The organism is Streptomyces sp. ID05-26A (genome assembly GCF_033794685.1).
Taxonomy (GTDB): Bacteria; Actinomycetota; Actinomycetes; order Mycobacteriales; family Pseudonocardiaceae; genus Lentzea.
Map to the genome: position 1 here is coordinate 2,015,486 of NZ_JARAYZ010000002.1, position 16,135 is coordinate 2,031,620.

Sequence of the window (16,135 nt, forward strand, 5' to 3'; positions counted from 1 at the left end):
TCGGGCTTGACGCTAGAGTGATCGCGTCGAGCCGGTCAAGGGAGGCAGCAGATGACGACGGAGGAACGAGTCCGCGAGGCCGCGGTGCGGTTGTTCGCCGAGCGCGGCTTCCACGGCACCGGCATCCGCGACCTCGCGCAGGCCGCCGGCCTCTCGTCGGCGACGCTCTACCACTACATGGGCACCAAGGAAGACCTGCTGGCCGAGATCATGCGCACGAGCCTCACCGAGCTGATCACCGCCGCCGAGCAGATCACCGGCCAGCACGTCACCGGCCAGCACGTCACCGGCCAGGCCGGAACCGAGACGAGACGTCTCGTCTCGCTGGTCAAGATGCACGTCCGCGCCCACGCCGAGAAGCCGCGCGAGACCGCAGTCGTCGACGGCGAGATGCGCGCGCTGACCGGCGCACGGCGCGAGGAGATCGTGGCGTTGCGCGACCGCTACGAGAGCTTCTGGCAGCAGGCGATCGAGGCCGGCGTGAAGGCGCGCGAGCTGTCGGTGGCCGATCCGGGCGTGGCACGGCTGGCGTTGCTGGAGATGTGCAGCGGCGTCTCGCGCTGGTACTCCCCCGCCGGGCCGGTCGGGTTGAGCGATCTCACCATCCAGTACGCCGACATGGCGCTGGGCATACTCGGCGCGGCCCGCTAGTCTCGATCACGCCAGCGGTTCACCCGGGTTCGTCCCGGGTGGAGCAAAAGGGAACCCGGTGCGAGTCCGGGACTGCCCCGCAGCGGTGAGTGGGAACGAAAGCCGTCAACAGCACTGGGTCGCGAGACCTGGGAAGCGACGGCCGGTAGGAGTGAGCCCCCAGAGGTTCCAGCACGGCGCCCACGAGTCCGAAGACCTGCCGCAGGTGCGCGCGCCAACCGGTGCGCGCTGCTCCGGAGCCTCTCGGGCGGGCTGACGGGCCGGCCTCGTGCTGTCTCGAGCTGTCCTCGTGGGTCTCCGGTGCTTCCGCACGCTCGCGAGGAGAGAGCCTGTGACCATCGGCAGCACCGTTCTCGGCTACCCCCGGATCGGACCGAAGCGCGAGTTGAAGCGCGCGGTCGAGCAGTACTGGGCCGGGAAGATCGACGAAGCCGCCCTGCGGCGGACCGCGCGGGAACTCCGCGCCCGGACCTGGGCCGAACTGTCCGAACTGGACTCGATCCCGTCCGGCACGTTCTCGTTCTACGACCAGGTGCTCGACACCGCCCAGCTGTTCGGCGTGATCCCGCAACGGTTCCGCGACCTGGGTCTGTCCGAACTGGACACCTACTTCGCGGCGGCCCGCGGCCGGGACGGCGCCGCGGCCCTGGAGCTGACGAAGTGGTTCGACACGAACTACCACTACCTGGTGCCGGAACTGGGCCCGGACACCGAGTTCTCGCTGGCCGGTGACCAGCCGATCGCCGAGTACCGCGAAGCCCGCGACCTCGGCGTCACGACCCGGCCCGTGCTGCTCGGCCCGGTGACGTTCCTGTTGCTGGCCAAGAGCACGGTCCCGGGCTTCGACCCGGTGACACTGCTCGACCGCCTGGTGGAGGCCTACGTCGAACTGCTCGGCCGGCTCAGGGTCGAGGGCGTCGAGTGGGTGCAGCTCGACGAACCGGCGTTCGCCGCCGACCGCACCCCCGCTGAGCTCGACGCCCTGAGGAGCGCCTACCGCACTCTCGGTGGCTTGCCGGGACGGCCGAAGCTGCTCGTCACCGGCTACTACGGCGACCTGGGCGAGGCATTGCCGGTCCTGGCCCAGTCGCGGGTCGAGGCGATCGGCGTCGACCTCGTCGCCGCGCCGGACACGTCGGTCGCGATCCCCGCGTTGCGCGACAAGATCCTCGTCGCCGGGCTGGTCGACGGCCGCAACGTGTGGCGCACCGACCTGCACGCCGCGCTGGCGAAGGCCGCGACCCTGCTGGGTTTCGCACGCGAGGTCGTCGTCTCGTCGTCCTCGACGCTGCTGCACGTGCCGTACGACCTGGACGCCGAGACCCTCGAACCGGACGTGCGGGCGCGGCTGGCGTTCGCGCGGCAGAAGGTCCGCGAGATCGTGCTGCTGGGCAAGGCTTTGCGCGGTGGGGCGGACGGCGCGTGGGCCGACGAGGCGCAGCGTCGGCTGCCCAGCCCGCGCCGTGACGACCACGTCCGGGCACGCGTCGAGTCGTTGCGGCCGGAGCACCGCGTCCGCGCGCCCTACGAGGAACGTGCCGCCGCTCAACAGGCCCGGCTCGGGCTGCCCCCGCTCGCGACCACGACGATCGGCTCGTTCCCGCAGACCGGCGACCTCCGCAGGGCGCGCGCGGCGGTCCGGAACGGCGAGATCACCGAGGACGAGTACGGGCAGCGGATGCGCGACGAGATCGGCCGCGTGATCGACCTGCAGGAGGACATCGGCCTGGACGTGCTGGTGCACGGCGAGCCCGAGCGCAACGACATGGTCCAGTACTTCGCCGAGCACCTGGAAGGCTTCGCCAGCACGGAGTTCGCGTGGGTGCAGTCGTACGGGTCGCGGTGCGTGCGACCGCCGATCATCCACGGCGACGTCTCACGCCCGAAGCCGATCACGGTGCCGTGGAGCACCTACGCGCAATCGCTGACGGCCAAGCCGGTCAAGGGCATGCTGACCGGGCCGGTGACGATCCTCGCGTGGTCGTTCGTGCGCGACGACCAGCCACTGGCCGACACGGCGGCCCAGGTGGCGCTGGCGCTGCGGGACGAGATCCGCGACCTGGAGGAGGCCGGGATCCGGGTGGTCCAGGTCGACGAACCGGCGTTGCGCGAGCTGCTTCCGTTGCGCCGGAAGGACCAGCCGGCGTACCTGGAGTGGTCGGTCGGCGCGTTCCGGCTCGCGACCTCGGGCGCCACGACGGGCACCCAGGTGCACACCCACCTGTGCTACTCGGAGTTCGGCGAGGTGATCGGCGCGATCTCGGACCTCGACGCCGACGTCACGACGATCGAGGCCGCGCGGTCCAAGATGGAGATCCTGGAGGGCCTGGACTTCCCGCGTGGCATCGGTCCCGGCGTGTACGACATCCACTCACCGCTGGTGCCGGGCGAGGACGAGATCGTCTCGCTAATCACCGAGGCGGTGCGCGCGGTGCCGGGTGAACGTTTGTGGATCAACCCCGACTGCGGTTTGAAGACGCGCGGTTACGCCGAGGTGGAGCCCGCGTTGCGAAACCTGGTCGCCGCGACCCGTCGCATGCGGTCAGAGCTGGGCTGATGACGGAGCGACCTCGGGACGGGATCGATTCCGTCCCGAGGTTGTGAATTTCCCGGTATGGCAAAGATTTGGCGAAGTACCTAGACGTGAACGTGGTTCATGTACCACCTTCTGCCTCGCAAGCCTCTCCGCTCCCTGCATCCCCCGGAGGCCTGAAGTTGAGGAAGAAGCTCCTGACCGCGCTCGCCGGCGCCCTGCTGATCACGGCACTGTTCCCCGGCATCGCGCTCGCCGACCCGCCGAGGGCCATCCCCGCGAACTACGAGGCGGCCGACGGCAAGTGGCAGCCCGCGTTCGACTACGACGGCGACGGCTGTTACCCCACCCCGGCGATCTCGCCGAACGGTGACATCGCGCCCGGCCTGAAGAACTCGGGCGCGCTGAACGGCAACTGCCACGACCAGTCCGACCTGGACAACACCAACTCCTACAGCCGTTCCAAGTGCAACAACGGCTGGTGCGCCTACCTGTACGACCTGTACTTCGAGAAGGACCAGGCCGTTCCGATCTGGGACTGCTGCGGTCACCGCCACGACATCGAGCACGTGGTGGTCTGGGTGCAGAACGACGTGGCCCAGTACGTCTCGACGTCGGAGCACGGCAAGTACAAGACGCACCCGCGGGCGAACGTGCAGTGGGAAGGCACCCACCCCAAGATCATCTACCACAAGGACGGCGCCAGCACGCACTGCTTCCGCCTCGCGGGCGCGGGTGAGCAGGCGGAGAACCACTACGGGGTCTACCAGTACCCCGACCTGGTCAGCTGGGACCGCTTCCCGGCCGGGGTGCGCGACAAGCTCGTGAACGCGAACTTCGGCAGCGCGTCCCTGGCGATCAAGGACGGCTCGTTCAACCACAACCTCGGTCAGGCCAAGCCCGCCGGGATCGCGTTCGACCCGAACGCGTAGGTCACTTCGCCACCCTGTTCAACCACTCGGCCAAGAGGACCCGTTCCGCTGGAGACAGCATCAGGGGCGGGTCCTCTTCCAGTGCGACGCGCAACGCGATCGCCCGGCTCGGGATGTCGGTCGGCTCGTCCGGCGCGACGTCCGTCGTGATCGCCCTGATGACCTGCTCGCGCGCGAACGTGATGAGCTCCAGGTCGCGGTCCTCCTCCGGCGTCGCGATCAACGCCAGCACCACGCCCAGCCCCGTCGCGTGCACGAACTGCGCCGCCTGTTCCACCGGAACCGTCAGGCGGCCCGCCCCCGCGATGCGGCTGATGATCTCGCGGAGCATCGCGTCCGCCTGCAGCCTCGCCTCACGCTTGCGCGGCTCGCCGTACATCAGCAGGTAGAACGCGGGACGCGCCAGACCGAAGCCGATGTGCAACTCCCAGCCCCTGCGCAGGTCGTCCACGGGGTCGTCGGTGGCACCCATCGCGTGCTTGGTCGCGAGGTAGTCGGAGAAGCCGAACGCCGCCACGGCGTCGAGCAGCCCGTCCTTGTCGCCGAACAGCCGGTACAGCGTCGGCGCCTGCACCCCTGCCGCCGAAGCGACCGCGCGCGTGGAGACCGCTTCCCTGCCGCCCTCTACGAGCAGGTCGGCCGCGGCCTTCACCAGACGCTCCCTCGTGTCCATGCAACGACGATAACACGGCAGCGGTAGCGGTGATTCGATATCAGTGCTACGTTGATTGAGGTAACAGCGGAAACACCAGGTAGGAGCATTGACATGACTCGCGTTGCGCTCGTCACCGGCGGATCGAGGGGCATCGGGCGGGCAGCCGCCGAACGCCTCGCCGCCGACGGACTGGCCGTGGTCATCGTGTACGCCGGCAACAAGACCGCCGCCGACGAGACCGTGGAGAAGATCAGGGCGAACGGCGGCCAGGCCGTCGCCGCCCAGGCGGACGTGGGCGACGAGGACGCCGTCACCGCCGCGTTCGAACTGGCTCAGGAGACCTTCGGCGGCGTCGACGTCGTCGTGAACTCCGCCGGCGTCATGCCGCTCGGCACCGTCGCGGACATGGACCTCGACACGTTCGACAAGATCATGCGCACCAACGCCCGCGGCACGTTCATCGTGTCCCAGCAGGCCGCACGCCGGTTGCGCGACGGCGGCGCCGTCATCAACGTCTCGTCGTCCGTGGTGGGCCTGCGCTTTCCGCAGTACGGCGCCTACGCGATGTCGAAGGGCGGCGTCGAGGCGCTGACCCTGATCCTCGCCCGCGAACTGCGCGGCCGCGACATCACCGTGAACACCGTCGCCCCCGGCCCCACGGCCACCGACCTGTTCCTCGACGGCAAGGACCAGGCGACCATCGACACCCTCGCGAAGCAGCCGCCGCTGGAGCGCCTCGGCTCCACCGGCGACATCGCCGAAGTCATCTCGTTCCTGGCCGGTCCCGCGCGCTGGATCAACGGCCAGACCATTCGCGCGAACGGAGGCATCATCTGATGGGCAAGGTCATCGTCGTCACGGGAGCGTCCAGCGGCTTCGGCGCGCTGGCGGTGCGCAGGCTCGCGCTCGCCGGTCACACGGTCTACGCGGGCATGCGGGAGACCGCGGGCCGCAACGCCGCCGCGGTCTCCGAGTTGAAGGCTTTCGGAGCTGCGAACATCGATGTGCACGCCGTCGAACTGGACGTGCAGTCGCAGGAGTCCGCGGACGCCGCGATCGGCACCATCATCGGTGAGCAGGGCCACCTCGACGTGGTCGTGCACAACGCGGGCCACATGGTCACCGGCCCGGCCGAAGCCTTCACGCCGGAGCAGTACGCGGCCCTCTACGACGTCAACGTCCTGGGCACCCAACGCGTGAACCGAGCGGCCCTCCCGCACCTGCGCGGCCGGCGTTCCGGCCACGTCGTGTGGGTCGGCTCGAGCTCGACGCGCGGCGGCACTCCCCCGTACCTGGCCCCGTACTTCGCGGCCAAGGCGGCCATGGACGCGGTCGCCGTCTCGTACCGCGCCGAGCTGCTGCGGTTCGGCATCGAGACCACGATCGTCGTGCCGGGCGCCTTCACCCACGGCACCAACCACTTCGCGCACAGCGGCACCCCCGCCGACACCACGCGGGCGGCCGAGTACGAGGAGTTCTACCCCGGCCTGATGGACCAGGTCGGCAGCCGTCTCGCAGAGCTGGAGCCGTCGTGGGCGGACGTGGGCGCGGTGGCCGACGCGATCGTGGACGTGGTGGGCTCGGAGAAGCCACCGTTCCGCGTGCACGTCGATCCGTCGCAGGACGGTGCGGAGGTCGTGAACGCGGTGGCGGACCGGGTTCGCAGCGAGTTCCTGCGGCGGGTGGAGCTCGTCGACCTGATCTAACGGCTGTTCAGGAGCGCGGACACGGTGAGGAACCGGTAGCCGCGTTCCTTCAGCCCGGTGATGACGGGCTTGAGCGCCTGCCGGGTCTGCTCCCGGCTCCCGTACATGGGGTGCAGCAGGATGATCGAGCCCGGCCTGGTCTCCCGCAGCGTCCGCTGGGTGATCTCCTGCGCGGTGGGGTTGTTCGCGGAGTCCGGCTCCACGTCCCACATGACCGTGGTCCGGTCGTGTTCTTCCAGGTAGTGCGGCAGGACGAAGAGCTTCTTGCCGTTGGGCGGGCGGAAGTGGATGTCACCGCTGTAGCCGGTCTTGCGGATCTGGGCGTCGGTGTCCTCGATCTCCTTCGCCACCGTGCTCGGCAGGACGCCGACCATGCGCCGGTGGTGGTAGGTGTGGTTGCCGATCTCGTGCCCGGCCTGGGCGATCCGCCTGCCGAGGTCCGGGTGCTTCTCGAGGTCGCGGCCCATGAGGAAGAACGTCGCCGGGACCTGCTCGGCCGCCAGGAGGTCCAGGACCTGCTGGGCGCCGGCCGGATCGGGGCCGTCGTCGAAGGTCAGGGCCACGACCCTGTCGTCGGTCTCGACGCGGTCGACCAGGTCACCGAAGAACTGGAACGTGCGGGCGCTGCTGACGTTCCACAGGGAGATCGCGACGACCAGCACCACGGTGAGGCCCACCGCCGTGATGATCGTTGGCTTGCGGCGCAACCACTTCATGCGCCCACTATGGCCATGGCGGATTCGCCGGTGCGCAGCACCCCGTCGTCCAGCGGAACGCAGCGGATCCCGCCCTTGCCCCGCAACGCCTTGAAGGCACCCGGAGCGATGACCTGGTCCATCCACGCACACGGGCTGGCCGGACGATGGACCTCGAACCGCACCGGGCCGTCACCGCTGTCCAGGCTGAACACCGCGCCGCGCGGCAGCGAGTCCACGTCGAACCCCCGCACGACGACGTTGCGGCGGGCGGCCAGCGGGTTCACCGGCCACGCGGCCAGTGACTCGGCGGCGATGAAGGTGACCGCCGCGTTGCGGTGCGCCGGGTGGTTGAAGTAGCGGTCACCGACGATGCCCAGGCCCGCGCGGACGACAACGCGGTCGTGCGAGACGGGTCCGGGATCGGGACGAGGGCCGTCCGTCGGACGGCCCTCGAAGGCGTGCACGGGTGAGACGTGCAGCGCCACGATCTCGATCAACGCTCGCCGAGCTGCCACTCCGGCCGCACGTAGTGGCACGTGTAGCCGTTCGGGTAGCGCTCCAGGTAGTCCTGGTGCTCGGGCTCGGCCAGCCAGAAGTCCGACTCCTGGGTGACCTCGGTGACGACCTTGCCCGGCCACTTGCCGGAGGCGTCGACCGCGGCGATGACCTCCTCCGCGACCTTCTTCTGGGCGTCGTCGGTGTAGAAGATCGCCGAGCGGTAGCCCGCGCCGATGTCGTTGCCCTGGCGGTTGCGGGTCGACGGGTCGTGGATCTGGAAGAAGAACTCCAGGACCTGTCGGTAGCTGAGCTGCTCGGGGTCGAACACGATCTCGATGGCCTCGGCGTGGTTGCCGTGGCGGCGGTACGTGGCGTTCGGCGTGCTCGGGTCGCCGGTGTACCCGACGCGCGTGGAGACGACGCCGGGGTGGCGGCGGAACAGGTCCTGCATGCCCCAGAAACAGCCGCCGGCGAGAACAGCCTTCTCCGTCACAGTGTCACTCCTCTTCTCGGTGTTCACTCAGGAGAACGTTCGGTCTCCCCCGGATCATCCCCGTCAGGTTGTGACGTAACCATTACGGACTTCGCCTCGATGACCTCGCCCAGGTAGCGCATGACGACGGCCACGGTGGCGGCGACCGGCACGGAGAAGAACGCGCCCGCGATGCCGTAGAGACTGGTGCCCGCCGTGACGACGAGCAGCACGACCGCCGCGTGCAGACGCAGGCCGCGTGACTGCAGGATGGGCTGCAGCACGTTGCCCTCGACCTGCTGCACCACGATCACGATGATCAGCATGATGATGGCCGTGGTCAGGCCGTTGCTCACCAGGGCGACGAGCACGGCCAGCGCACCGGCGATGAACGCGCCGATGATCGGGATGAAGCCGCCGAGGAACGTCAGCGCGGCCAGCGGGATCGCGAGCGGCACGCCGAGGATGAGCAGACCCGCCCCGATGAAGACGGCGTCGATCAGCGACACGACGGCCTGGCTGCGGATGAAGCTGCCGAGCGTGACCCAGACCCGCTCCAGCACCGTCGTCACGTGGCCGCCGGCGCGCTCGCCGATCACACCGCGCACCCAGGGCGTGAACCGCATGCCGTCCTTCACGAAGAAGAACGCCAGCAGCAGTGCCACCAGACCGGTCACGACACCGGACGTCACCGCGCCGGCCCCGGTCAGCAGGCCGTTCGCGATCGACCCGATGCTCGACTTGACCTGGTCGACGCCCTGGGCGATCAGCTTGTCGAGATCGCTGCCGCGCAGGTTGAACGGCGGCCCGGAAGCCCAGTCCTGCAGCTGCGTGACGGCCTTCTGCGCGCTCTGGGCGATCTCCGGCACGCCGGACGCGATCGACGACGAGATCGCCGCGATCACACCGCCCAGCACGCCGAGCCCGACGAGCAGCACGATCGTCGCCGACAGCGCCGAGTTGAGGCCCTTCGACATCATCCAGCGCGCCGGCGGCCACAGCACCGTGGTGATCAGCAGACCCAGCAGCACGGGCATCACGATCACCCAGAGCTTGCCGACCAGCCAGAACACCATCCAGAAGCCGAGCGCGGCCAGCGCCGCGCGCAGACTCCAGCGCGCGAGCCAGCTCACGCCGTGCCCGATGGCCTCACCCTTGTCCGTCCACCTGCGATCCCGTTCCACGCCCACAGTCTGTCCTTACCCGCCCCGAACGGGTGGCAGACATGCCGTTTCGTTAACCGCGACCCCAGAAGGTGTCCTCCTCGGCCGGGTCGGCCGTGAAGAGCCACACCTCGGCGACCTTGCCGTCGGCGACGCGCATGAGGTCGACGCCGGTCCCGTCCATCTCGGCTCCGGACCGCTTCGCCGTCCAGCGAACCGAAGCGGCCACGACGTCCCCGTTCACCATCAGGGAAGCGTTGCGCTTCAACGAGAAGGTGCCCTCGGACACGGACATCATGCCGCCGATCATCGCCCCCACGGCGTCACTGCCGCGGTGCACACCGGAGAACCGGTTGTCCCCGGGCTGGTGCCACACGACGTCGTCGGCGAACTGGGCGGCGACGGTGGCGAAGTCACCGGACTCCAAGGCCTCGAAGTAGGTGGTCACCACGGCGAGCGGGCTGTTCATGAGGGTTCTCCTTTTCCTTGCGGGTGTCCTATGCTCACCAAAAGTAACCAATTACCTCAACGTAACTAATGGACGGATGTGCGCCATGTCACAGACACTGCCGGACTGGAGCGTCCTCGCGGCCACCTGCCCGTCGCGCACGAGCCTGGCGCGCATCGCCAACAAGTGGACGGCGATGGCGGTCTCGGTGCTGGGCAACGGGCGCGCGCGGTTCGGCGACCTCAAGACGCAGCTCGACGGGATCAGCGGCAAGGTGCTGACCGAGACGCTCCGGGACCTCGAACGCGACGGGCTCATCACGCGGCACGTGTACGCCGAGGTGCCGCCTCGGGTCGAGTACGAGCTGACGGAGCTCGGGCTCACGTTGCACGAGCCGTTGCTCGCGTTGTGCCGGTGGGCCGAGGAGCACATCGCCGAGGTGCTGATCAACCGTGAGACCTACGACGCCCGGTAGCTCAGCACGCCGTCCACGTCCGGCATGACGGAGCCGCGGATCAGGTTCCGCACGACGGGCAGCCCGGAGAGCCGGAAAGCCATGTCGCGCACCGAGATCCGCCACGCGGACGAGGGCGCCATCCAGCCGATGAACCGCCGTCCGAACTCCTGGGTGTGCGCCACGGCGGGCTTCATCCGCGACTCGTACCGGGTGAAAGCACCCTCGAACCCGGCGGACAGCTCCTCCGCCAGCACGCACGCCCCGGTCATCGCGAGCGAAGCCCCGTGGCCGGCGAACAAAGACACGGCCCCGCACGCGTCACCGACGAGCACGACCTTGCCGCGATGCCACACCGGCATGTCCACTTGCGACACTTCGTCGTAGTACACGTCCTGCGGCACGACGGAGAGCAACGAGGGCGCGACCCACCCGAGGTCACCGAACCGCTCGCGCAGAGCCGAGGCGGGATCAGCCGGCAGCTCCGGGGAGTCGGAGCGGTAGAGCATCAACGCGGCCATCGTCCCGTCCCGCACGGCATAACAGCCGATCATCCGGTGCGGCACGGTCAGCATCTGGTAGCGGTAGCCGATCCGTTCGCTCAACTCGGGATCACGGAACGAGAACGCCGCCGTGTGGTGACCCAGGTACCGCACGTACGACGACGAGGGTCCGAACACGAGCTCCCGCACGCGCGAGTGCACCCCGTCGGCACCGACGACCAGGTCGAACTCGTCCGCGGTCCCGCCGGAGAACACGACCCGCCCGTCCTCGACCGAAGAAACCGTTGAGCCGTAACGGATCGGAGCTCGCAGGTCGTCGCGGATCACCGAGGCCAGGTCGCCACGCAGCAGGCTGATCACCCCGTCCGCGACGGCTTCGTAGGCGGCGGTGGAGATCTCACCGCGTCTGCGTCCCGAGGAGTCGACGCTGGTCACCGACGAGATCGGCGCGCGCTTCCCCTCCAGCGCCGGCAGCAGTCCCATCCGCCGCGCCACCTCGTGACCCGGGCCGAAGAAATCGATCATGTAGCCGCCCGCGCGGAACGACGGCGCCTTCTCCACCACCAGGACGTCCCACCCGGCGCGTTCCAGCCACCACGCGGACGCGAGCCCGGCGATCCCCGCTCCGACGACCAGTGCTCGCTGTTGGGCATTCGACTTAGGCATATGCCCAACTTAGCACTCCGGCACAGGTCCTAGGGGTGCATCCGACGGCTGCTCCGCCCGCTCGTCCAGAACCAGAGGCCGGCCACGATCAGCGCCAGCACCCCCAGCCCGACCGCGCCGTCGGGGAGGCCGTCGTCCTGCGGTTGCTGCTGGGAGTACTGCTGGTTCGGCCGGGGAGCGGCCGCCGGAGTGGTGGGCGCGATCGACGACGGCTGGGCGACGAGCGCGAGCGGGATCGCCTCGGTGTCGGCGAAGTCGACCATCCCGGTGGCCTCGAGCACCGTCATGTGGTCGAGCACGGTGTCCATGCAGACCTTGGCGTAGTCACGGATCGCCGTGTTGCGCGTGCCCGTGCGCACCGCGGCGAGAAACTTGTAGACACCGCCGTGCGCCGCGCGAAGCCGATTCGCGAAAACGCGGTCGAACTCGGGGCTGCGCGCGGGCGCGGCCTGCATCTCGTTCAGCCACCCCTGCTGCGCCTCACTGGGCTGCGTCGGCAGCTGCACGCCGAACGTGCGGGCGAGCTCGACCGTGCGCCGGTCCAGGTCGGCATGCCCGTCGATCAGGTGCCGACCGGCCTCCTTCACCAGCGGGCTGGACGACTTCTCGAGCCCCATCCGCCCGGCGGGTCCCTCCCACAACCCCGCGAGGGCCACCTTCTGCAGCAGGTCCCGCCCGGCCGGACCCATCGGCCCGAACTGGGTCTGCACGTAGTCGGGTCCCAGATCCTGCTGCGCGAACGCGGGCGGCGCGCCGAGCAACGACACCAGCAAAGCGACGAGGAGTATCCGCATGCCGAGAGGTACGGACGGGCGGCGGCGCGCCACCGTTGCACACTGCAATGTTTATCGTTTCGTTACCTTCGGCGGGCCCTGTAGAACTGTGGGAGTGAGCGATGTCGATGAACTGACCGACGCGGTCCTCACCGCGTCCCGCCTGCTGGTAGCCGTCTCGGCGCGGTCGCTCGCGGCCGTCGAGGAGACGCTCACGCTGCCGCAGCTCCGCATGGTCGTCCTGCTCGACAGCCGCGGCCCGATGAGCCTCACCGCGCTCGCCGACCTGCTGGAGGTCAACCCCTCCACGGCCAAGCGCATGATCGACCGCCTGATCACGTCCGGCATGGTCGACCGCGCGCCGAATCCCGCCACGAAACGCGAGGTCGTGGTCGTGGCGAGCGAGGAGGGCAGCCGGGTCGTCGGCGAGGTGATGGCCCGCAGGCGGGTCGAGATCAGCACGATCGTCGCCCGCATGCCGGAGCACCTGCGGCACGGCCTGGTCGAGGCGCTGACCGCGTTCGCCGAGGCCGGGGGCGAGCCGCGCTGGTCAGCCCGCGACGAGGCGCCGGAACGACCGCGTGACCGCGCGGAAGTCGACTGACGAGTCCAGCGCGCGGTGCAGCACCAACCCGTCGATGGCCGCGCCCAGCAACAACGCGACCCCGTCGGCGTCCTCGACCCCGGCCTCGCCCAGCCAGGCGGCGACCCGTGAGCGGAAGTCCGCGACCAGCGCCGACAGCCCGGCCCGCAGTTCGGGCAGCCGGTGCGCGGCCAGGAACGCCTCCGCCAGCAGCAACGACTCGGGATCCGTGCCGGTGAACCGGGACAGGTCCTCGAAGATCCGCTCGACCCCCTCGGCCGGCGGGACCGACCGCAACACGTCCGCCGACTCGGTGAGCGCGCGGGTGGCGAACTGCAGCGCGGCCGTCGACAGCAGTTCGGACACCGACGAGAAGTGGTAGTGCACGAGCGCGGCGTTGACGCCCGCCCGTTCCGCCACCAGCCGCGTGGTCACCGCACCCCAGCCGACCTCGCCCACGAGCGCGGCGGCCGCGTCGATCAGTTGTTCTCGGGTGCGGCGACCGCGGTCGGCTGATTTGGGCACGTGGCCAACTTAGCTCTCGGCCTTCTTAGTGAACGCCTCGAGCACCTCGGGCCAGCCACCCGTGTTGTCCCGCAGAGCCTTCTCCCGCAGTTCCTCCGAGCCCGCGAGCAGCGAGAACCCGCTCTCCACGACCTTCAGCCTGGTCGCCGCGCCCTCGGGCGTGAGCGTGAACTCGACCAGCGTCGTGTTGTCCGTGGTCAGCTCCTGCCCGCCGAACGCGCTGGCCCAGCGGTAGGACACGTAGGTCTGCGGCGTCACGGTCTCGACCCGCACCGGGAACTCGCCGTACTGCTCGTGCCTGCAGAGGGTCGTCTCCCCCTCGACCGCGGTGCCGGACGGCCGGGAGGCCACCCAGAACCCCGGCTCGGTCACCAGCTGCCAGACCCGCTGAAGCGGTGCTTCGATCAGGGTCTCGCGTTCGATCCGGTCCACGCTCACGACAACTCCCAGGTCCGCCAATAAGTGCAACCCCAGAGTTGCACATCCCCCCGAGGATGCGCAACCCCAGGGTTGCATGTTGCTCCCGCGCCCCGAATCGGCGGGAGGAGTTACTCGGCGCCCAGCGAGTCCACGATCTTCGTGCTCACCGCGGACGAGCTGCGGACCGTGCCCTTCTTCAGACCGCCCATCTCCGCGGACTGGTCCTCGGCGACGGTGTCGCGGCGGCCGATGTAGTCACCGTCGGCCGGATCGATGATGATCTCGGTGAAGCTCTCGAAGTGCTTCATGCCGAGCGCGACGCCTTCCTTGCCGTCGAGGTTGGCCTTCTTGTCGGTCACGACCAGCCCCGGCAGCAGTGCCAGCGCGCGGAAGATCGTCGCGCGCACCTCGGCCGGGTACTCACCCGAGTTGAGCGCCTCGCCCGCCTGCACCAGCGCGCCCGCGTCACCGGCCTGACCGGCCTCCTTCAGCCTCGCCAGCATCTGCGCCGGGTCCTTCGGCAGCCCCGCGACGAACTCCGGTGTCGGAGCGTGGAACGTCCCGGTCGTGCAGCGGTCCGGTGACCCCTCGGCCATGTAGGAGAAGTTGCCGCACTTGCCGCGGAACTCGGCCCCGTCCTTGAACGCCGAACCCGACCTCGGCTGCCCCTGGCCCTCGTGTCCCTCCAGCCACTTCGTCGACGTGTTCCGGTTGCGGAACAACCACTCGTCGCGGCGGTCGGCGGGAATCCACTTCTCCTGGAGGATGTCGCTGTACACCGCCACCCCGGAGCTTTCCGGGCTGATGCCCTCGTACCGGCTGCGCACGTAGCGGAACTGGCCGGGCGCGAGCGGCCGGTCGACCACGCGGGAGGCGAGGTCGGCGGCCTTGGTCAACTCCTCGGCGGCGGTCGCGGAGTTGCTGCCGACGCCGGTGAGGTCGACGGTCGACGCGGCCAGGCCACCTCCGGTCAGCACGGCCACGGCGGCCGCGGCGGCGAGCCAGCGGGTGCGGCGGCGCGGCCGGTGCTCGACGGCCACCGGTTCCTCCACACGTGACTTCAGAGCCGCGGCCAACGCGTTCCGGCCGGCGGCGACGTCGAACCGGACGGGCTCGTCACCGGCGCGGGACAGCGCGGCGTCGAGCACCCGGTCGAGGGTCTCGGGCTTGGTGGGCTCAGACATGGCTGTCCTCCTTGAAGTCGAAGTCGGTCGCCGCGATGCGGGTGCGCAGGCGTGCGCGGCCCCGGTGCAGCCGGGTGCGCACGGTGGCCACCGGAACGTCGAGCGCCACGGCGATCTCGGCGGGCGAGAAGTCCGCCCACGCGTTGAGCAGCAGCACTTCGCGTTCCTCGACGCGCAGTTCGGCGAGCCACGCGGTGAGCGGACCGGCGAGCGTGTCAGCGTCCGCCGCGGCGCTGACCCGATCACCGATGTCGGCCTCGTCGGTGCGGGCCGCGTACTCCTTGCTCCACGCCCGCAGCTTGCGTTCCTCGGCGCGGACGTGACCGCGCAGCAGGTTCGTCGCCACCCCGTAGAGCCAGGCACGGACGGCGTCGGCCTCGTAGGCCTGCCCGGCGCGCTGGTCCCAGAGCACCAGGAACGCCTCCGACACCACGTCCTGCGCGGTGTCGGAGCCGACCCGCCTGGCCACGTAGCGGTGCAACCGCTCGGCCGTCGATTCGTAGAGGTCGAGCAGCGCGGCCTCGTCCAGCACGGCCGGCGCCTCCTCCGGTGTCAGCGCCACGGGCGCCTCTTGGGTTCGCACGGACCTACCTGGTCGCAGCCCCCAGGAGCGTTCCCGCCGTGTGCTCACCGCCACATCGTGGGGCAGCCGGTCAGATCTCGCGCGGGTACGGGTGCCGGGCGGCGAACTCCGGCGCGGTCATGCCGAACAGCAGCACGTCGTGGTGGCGGCCGGCGAAGAACTCGTGTTCGCGCAGCCGGCCCTCCTCGGTGAAGCCGAGCTTGCGGTGCAGGGCGATCGAGGCGTCGTTGAACCCCCAGACGCTCGCCTCGCACTTGTGGAACCGGCGCTCACCGAACATGAAGTTCAGCAGCAGCCGCACGGCTTCCGTCGCGTAACCGCGTCCTTTGTGCTCGGTGCCGATCGAGATCCCGTACATGAACCGGCCCGCGCGGTAGTCGACCGCGTCGGTCGCCATCATCCCGACGAGCGCGGCGTCGGCCAGCGACTCGATCCCGAGCATCATCGTGTCGTTCTCGGGTGCCTCGAGCGCGGTCTTCTGCGTCCACTCCCGCTGCCTGGCTGCTGATCGCGGCGGGTGGACGCGGTCTGCCCTGCGCATGTCTCCGGTGTTCGCGTCGAACCGCTGGAAGCTCTCCCAGTCCTCCGGTTCGACGCCGCGCAGCCGGACGAGTTCTCCTACCCAGACAGAGGTCATCGCATGATCGAACGACCACCCGATCGTGTCTGGCAACTGGATTACTACTAT

At 69.6% G+C, this 16,135-nt stretch carries 20 protein-coding genes and 1 riboswitch; of the genes, 7 read left to right on the plus strand and 13 right to left on the minus strand.

Annotation, left to right across the window (positions count from 1 at the left end; all coding sequences use genetic code 11):
- Positions 1 to 51 precede the first annotated feature (51 nt).
- The 3 genes from PV646_RS24785 (at position 52) to PV646_RS24795 (ending at position 4,116) form a co-directional block, all read left to right on the plus strand.
- Positions 52 to 651 carry a TetR/AcrR family transcriptional regulator gene (locus PV646_RS24785; RefSeq protein WP_500344576.1) on the plus strand — a complete coding sequence of 200 codons (600 nt, stop codon included), beginning with the start codon at positions 52 to 54 and terminating at the stop codon, positions 649 to 651.
- Positions 650 to 869, plus strand: a riboswitch (cobalamin riboswitch). Its footprint overlaps the gene before it by 2 nt.
- Before the next feature lie 71 nt (positions 870 to 940).
- Positions 941 to 3,208 carry a 5-methyltetrahydropteroyltriglutamate--homocysteine S-methyltransferase gene (metE, locus tag PV646_RS24790; RefSeq protein ID WP_500344577.1) on the plus strand — a complete coding sequence of 756 codons (2,268 nt, stop codon included), beginning with the start codon at positions 941 to 943 and terminating at the stop codon, positions 3,206 to 3,208.
- Positions 3,209 to 3,360: 152 nt separating this feature from the next.
- Positions 3,361 to 4,116, plus strand: a complete 756-nt coding sequence (locus PV646_RS24795) for an NPP1 family protein (protein WP_500345078.1) — start codon at positions 3,361 to 3,363, stop codon at positions 4,114 to 4,116.
- Between the two features lies 1 nt (position 4,117).
- On the opposite strand, the gene PV646_RS24800 is transcribed toward PV646_RS24795, so the two are convergent.
- Positions 4,118 to 4,789 (minus strand): TetR/AcrR family transcriptional regulator, encoded by a 672-nt coding sequence (locus PV646_RS24800; RefSeq protein WP_500344578.1) that lies wholly within the window; start codon positions 4,787 to 4,789, stop codon positions 4,118 to 4,120.
- A 93-nt stretch (positions 4,790 to 4,882) separates the two neighbouring features.
- On the opposite strand from PV646_RS24800, the gene PV646_RS24805 reads away from it, so the two are divergent.
- Both PV646_RS24805 and PV646_RS24810 read left to right on the plus strand, forming a co-directional pair.
- The gene (locus PV646_RS24805; protein ID WP_500344579.1) at positions 4,883 to 5,608 is read left to right on the plus strand and encodes an SDR family oxidoreductase; all 726 of its coding nucleotides are present in this window, start codon (positions 4,883 to 4,885) and stop codon (positions 5,606 to 5,608) included.
- Complete coding sequence (locus PV646_RS24810; RefSeq protein ID WP_500344580.1) at positions 5,608 to 6,477, plus strand: SDR family NAD(P)-dependent oxidoreductase; 870 nt, start codon at positions 5,608 to 5,610, stop codon at positions 6,475 to 6,477. The genes PV646_RS24805 and PV646_RS24810 overlap by 1 nt, the downstream gene beginning before the upstream one ends.
- Here PV646_RS24810 and PV646_RS24815 read toward each other — a convergent pair.
- From PV646_RS24815 to PV646_RS24835, 5 genes are read right to left on the minus strand one after another with little or no spacing between them, the layout of a single operon-like run.
- Complete coding sequence (locus tag PV646_RS24815; RefSeq protein ID WP_500344581.1) at positions 6,474 to 7,193, minus strand: polysaccharide deacetylase family protein; 720 nt, start codon at positions 7,191 to 7,193, stop codon at positions 6,474 to 6,476. The two genes, PV646_RS24810 and PV646_RS24815, sit on opposite strands and share 4 nt — an antisense overlap.
- Complete coding sequence (locus PV646_RS24820) at positions 7,190 to 7,690, minus strand: MOSC domain-containing protein (RefSeq protein WP_500344582.1); 501 nt, start codon at positions 7,688 to 7,690, stop codon at positions 7,190 to 7,192. Before PV646_RS24820 ends, PV646_RS24815 begins: the two co-directional genes overlap by 4 nt.
- The gene (gene msrA, locus PV646_RS24825) at positions 7,669 to 8,166 is read right to left on the minus strand and encodes a peptide-methionine (S)-S-oxide reductase MsrA (protein ID WP_189152823.1); all 498 of its coding nucleotides are present in this window, start codon (positions 8,164 to 8,166) and stop codon (positions 7,669 to 7,671) included. Before msrA ends, PV646_RS24820 begins: the two co-directional genes overlap by 22 nt.
- Before the next feature lie 23 nt (positions 8,167 to 8,189).
- Complete coding sequence (locus tag PV646_RS24830) at positions 8,190 to 9,329, minus strand: AI-2E family transporter (protein WP_500344583.1); 1,140 nt, start codon at positions 9,327 to 9,329, stop codon at positions 8,190 to 8,192.
- A 52-nt stretch (positions 9,330 to 9,381) separates the two neighbouring features.
- Positions 9,382 to 9,777, minus strand: coding sequence for a nuclear transport factor 2 family protein (locus PV646_RS24835; RefSeq protein ID WP_500344584.1), 396 nt, complete (start codon positions 9,775 to 9,777; stop codon positions 9,382 to 9,384).
- Positions 9,778 to 9,862: 85 nt separating this feature from the next.
- Between PV646_RS24835 and PV646_RS24840 the strand changes: the two genes are divergently transcribed.
- Positions 9,863 to 10,231, plus strand: coding sequence for a winged helix-turn-helix transcriptional regulator (locus PV646_RS24840; RefSeq protein ID WP_500344585.1), 369 nt, complete (start codon positions 9,863 to 9,865; stop codon positions 10,229 to 10,231).
- On the opposite strand, the gene PV646_RS24845 is transcribed toward PV646_RS24840, so the two are convergent.
- Together PV646_RS24845 and PV646_RS24850 are read right to left on the minus strand one after the other, a co-directional pair.
- On the minus strand, positions 10,216 to 11,379 hold the full coding sequence (locus tag PV646_RS24845) for an FAD-dependent oxidoreductase (RefSeq protein ID WP_500344586.1): 1,164 nt from the start codon (positions 11,377 to 11,379) through the stop codon (positions 10,216 to 10,218). The two genes, PV646_RS24840 and PV646_RS24845, sit on opposite strands and share 16 nt — an antisense overlap.
- Before the next feature lie 29 nt (positions 11,380 to 11,408).
- On the minus strand, positions 11,409 to 12,173 hold the full coding sequence (locus tag PV646_RS24850) for a DUF4142 domain-containing protein (RefSeq protein WP_500344587.1): 765 nt from the start codon (positions 12,171 to 12,173) through the stop codon (positions 11,409 to 11,411).
- 94 nt (positions 12,174 to 12,267) lie between these two features.
- On the opposite strand from PV646_RS24850, the gene PV646_RS24855 reads away from it, so the two are divergent.
- Entirely contained in the window at positions 12,268 to 12,756 is a 489-nt protein-coding gene (locus PV646_RS24855) for a MarR family winged helix-turn-helix transcriptional regulator (RefSeq protein ID WP_500344588.1), read from the plus strand.
- Here PV646_RS24855 and PV646_RS24860 read toward each other — a convergent pair.
- From PV646_RS24860 to PV646_RS24880, 5 genes are all read right to left on the minus strand, one after another.
- A complete protein-coding gene (locus PV646_RS24860) occupies positions 12,703 to 13,260 on the minus strand; it encodes a TetR/AcrR family transcriptional regulator (RefSeq protein WP_500344589.1) in 558 nt (185 codons plus the stop codon). The genes PV646_RS24855 and PV646_RS24860 overlap by 54 nt on opposite strands.
- Before the next feature lie 9 nt (positions 13,261 to 13,269).
- Positions 13,270 to 13,698, minus strand: a complete 429-nt coding sequence (locus PV646_RS24865) for an SRPBCC domain-containing protein (RefSeq protein WP_500344590.1) — start codon at positions 13,696 to 13,698, stop codon at positions 13,270 to 13,272.
- Between the two features lie 110 nt (positions 13,699 to 13,808).
- Entirely contained in the window at positions 13,809 to 14,864 is a 1,056-nt protein-coding gene (locus tag PV646_RS24870; protein ID WP_500344591.1) for a CU044_5270 family protein, read from the minus strand.
- Positions 14,857 to 15,447 (minus strand): RNA polymerase sigma factor, encoded by a 591-nt coding sequence (locus PV646_RS24875; RefSeq protein ID WP_500344592.1) that lies wholly within the window; start codon positions 15,445 to 15,447, stop codon positions 14,857 to 14,859. The genes PV646_RS24870 and PV646_RS24875 overlap by 8 nt, the downstream gene beginning before the upstream one ends.
- A gap of 70 nt (positions 15,448 to 15,517) precedes the next feature.
- Positions 15,518 to 16,084 carry a GNAT family N-acetyltransferase gene (locus tag PV646_RS24880; RefSeq protein WP_500344593.1) on the minus strand — a complete coding sequence of 189 codons (567 nt, stop codon included), beginning with the start codon at positions 16,082 to 16,084 and terminating at the stop codon, positions 15,518 to 15,520.
- Positions 16,085 to 16,135 lie beyond the last annotated feature (51 nt).

Bases quoted from the DNA above. Each gene is read 5' to 3' on its own strand.
- PV646_RS24810 (WP_500344580.1), top strand. From the start codon at position 5,608: ATGGGCAAGGTCATCGTCGTCACGGGAGCGTCCAGCGGCTTCGGCGCG.
- PV646_RS24850 (WP_500344587.1), bottom strand. From the start codon at position 12,173: ATGCGGATACTCCTCGTCGCTTTGCTGGTGTCGTTGCTCGGCGCGCCG.
- PV646_RS24870 (WP_500344591.1), bottom strand. From the start codon at position 14,864: ATGTCTGAGCCCACCAAGCCCGAGACCCTCGACCGGGTGCTCGACGCC.
- PV646_RS24840 (WP_500344585.1), top strand. From the start codon at position 9,863: ATGTCACAGACACTGCCGGACTGGAGCGTCCTCGCGGCCACCTGCCCG.
- PV646_RS24805 (WP_500344579.1), top strand. From the start codon at position 4,883: ATGACTCGCGTTGCGCTCGTCACCGGCGGATCGAGGGGCATCGGGCGG.
- PV646_RS24815 (WP_500344581.1), bottom strand. From the start codon at position 7,193: ATGAAGTGGTTGCGCCGCAAGCCAACGATCATCACGGCGGTGGGCCTC.
- PV646_RS24835 (WP_500344584.1), bottom strand. From the start codon at position 9,777: ATGAACAGCCCGCTCGCCGTGGTGACCACCTACTTCGAGGCCTTGGAG.
- PV646_RS24800 (WP_500344578.1), bottom strand. From the start codon at position 4,789: ATGGACACGAGGGAGCGTCTGGTGAAGGCCGCGGCCGACCTGCTCGTA.
- PV646_RS24880 (WP_500344593.1), bottom strand. From the start codon at position 16,084: ATGACCTCTGTCTGGGTAGGAGAACTCGTCCGGCTGCGCGGCGTCGAA.
- PV646_RS24785 (WP_500344576.1), top strand. From the start codon at position 52: ATGACGACGGAGGAACGAGTCCGCGAGGCCGCGGTGCGGTTGTTCGCC.
- PV646_RS24845 (WP_500344586.1), bottom strand. From the start codon at position 11,379: ATGCCTAAGTCGAATGCCCAACAGCGAGCACTGGTCGTCGGAGCGGGG.